Below are 2289 nucleotides of genomic sequence, written 5' to 3' on the forward strand. Positions count from 1 at the left end.
TAAGTTTGGGGTATTTACATTAGTAGTCCAATAAACAAAAGCTGATTCAATAGCATATTGAATAGAACTTGTAAGTAAATCAGGATTAGTAATAACATCTTGAATATTGCCATGATTAAATTTTCAACTAGTAAGGTGTAACTAATGGCATATATTCATGTAATTCTCTAGCATGTTGATACATAATATCCATTAAACAATTTTCATCCTTACATAGCTCTCTTTTTTGAATAAATTTTCTTTGATTACTATAAATTTCTTCAAAATCTTTCTGAACATTATTGTAGTCATAATATTTTTTTATATTGTAGTAAATGTCATGAATACTTCTGTCCAATCCTGAAAGATAAATATTTTGACAGATCAGTTTTTCAGATGATTTTCTGGCTATTGAACAAGAAAAACTCGGTTCAATATTCTGATGTTTTATTCTCTTTATTTCTAAAATTGAATCATATGTATTTATTATTAAATACTCGTTAGCATTTTTTTCGAAAAGTGTCCACGTTCTATTGATATTAGGACAAAAAATATCTATCTGGTTTATTGATTGTTTTATATTGATGTCAAAAGATTTAGTTGTTAATATTTCATTATTATTTTTTGCCATTTTCCTATTCAGGATGTCGTCAAAATTGACAACAAATTTATTTATATTATAACTTAAACAAGTTTCTATCTGATCACCAGAATATATATTTGTTTTAATAACATTTTCTTTCCATTGAAATATTCTATTAAGATAAATTGGATCATCATAAGATACTTTTTTTGTGTACACAGTATCACTAATATATACTTTAGATACAACCCAATTATCATTTAAATTTGCTTTTATTGAGAATGAAAAAAGTAGAATAACTAGTATAAAAAAAATACGAAACATATTTTCTTCCTTAATAAATTTTAGTCGCATATATGCCTTTTTCAAATATTTCTCGTTCTTTTTCTCTTCTTTTTTTTAAACCATCTAAAACTTTACCTCCAGATTTATTGTACTGCTCTAAAACATCCATAGCTTCTTTCTTTTTACCTTCATTGATATATTTTGCTAAATTACTATCACTCTTAATTGATCCAATATTGTAGACAAAAGAAACTAAAGCATCATATTCATGTTGATTCAAATTAATTTTTATAGTTTTATCAACTCTATTTTCATAGTCGGGAATTATTTTTTTTAATAATAATTTTTCTTGTTCCTCTGTTAATGAGATAACATCTTTATTTTCAGTTATAAAAGAATTAATCTCTGTTTCTTTTTTTAAACCAGCAGCATTAGAAACTTTTTGAGCTATATCGGATGAAATACCTATATCTAAAAGATCATTCAAAATATTTTCTGAACTTCTTTCTTTCATATCATATCCAGGACCTAAAGTAATACCACTTCCTGTTCCCGGCCAGTGCAACTTATTAGAAACATTTTTTCGAGCTTCTGCTAAATAAATAAAATTCAATCCTGCTTGTGATGTTTTTAATTTATTATTAACTTTTTTATAAAACAAGATTATCATCGCCACCGGATGAATAAACCACGCCTTGCCATCAGCGCTAAGGGTGGCCGGTGGGGTGGTGTCTGTTGGGGTGGTTGTGGTGTTCGTTGCCTCGCCATTTTCTGGAGGGGTGTCGTTTTGTTGGTTTAGCTTGGCTAAGCCTTTAGCCACATCATCCCACCATAACATCTTTTTTATCTTCTCTTTGGTCTTTTCCCAAGCTGTTACTTGTTTTTCTAACTGTTTAAGCAAAAAATAGACGTCCAATTGCCCTTTGCTGAGTTTTTCTGTTGGACTGTCTATATAGTCTGCTGGAAAACGCGCTATGCCTTTTCTTAGCTCTTCTAACCCTCTTTTGACTGATTTCTGTTCATCTGCGGCTAGTGTGTTTACATAGACATCACATTTTGCTTCATCCGCTTCTTTTAAATACATTAATAGATTTTTAGCATCTTCGGTCATCTCGCTGTTTAATTCTTCCCATTTCGGCATTTTGCCTTCAGCATCAATTTCACTATACCATTCACTTTCGTAATTGACTAATACGCGACTTAATGCCGTAAATAACATCGGTTTATCTGCAATACCTTTAAAACTCGCTTCTTTTATACTGGTATATATATTTGTTTCAACCGGGTGTTGCTTATCAAGGATGGATAATGTTTCTTTTATCGTTGGTTTATATTGCGATAATGAATGGTTATCTTTATTCCGTTTTAACGATTTGTCTGCGTCAAGGTAGATGTCTTTTAATGTGGCCGTTTCTTTTATTTGCGTAAAATCAAACCAATCC

2 protein-coding genes are annotated in these 2289 nt (G+C 30.0%); both read right to left on the bottom strand.

The window, feature by feature from the left end:
• Positions 1–127 precede the first annotated feature (127 nt).
• Positions 128–886 (bottom strand): lysozyme inhibitor LprI family protein, encoded by a 759-nt coding sequence (locus B9N71_RS12410; protein ID WP_143422162.1) that lies wholly within the window; start codon positions 884–886, stop codon positions 128–130.
• Positions 887–896: 10 nt separating this feature from the next.
• Positions 897–2289, bottom strand: a 1393-nt coding sequence (locus B9N71_RS12415; RefSeq protein ID WP_167370123.1) for a glycoside hydrolase family protein, incomplete at its 5' end; no start/stop codon positions are given.

Origin of the sequence: Gilliamella bombi, from assembly GCF_900103255.1 — a bacterium.
GTDB classification, from domain to species: Bacteria; Pseudomonadota; Gammaproteobacteria; order Enterobacterales; family Orbaceae; genus Gilliamella; species Gilliamella bombi.

Excerpts from the sequence above, each read along its gene's own strand:
- B9N71_RS12410 (WP_143422162.1), bottom strand. The coding sequence starts at position 886 with ATGTTTCGTATTTTTTTTATACTAGTTATTCTACTTTTTTCATTCTCA.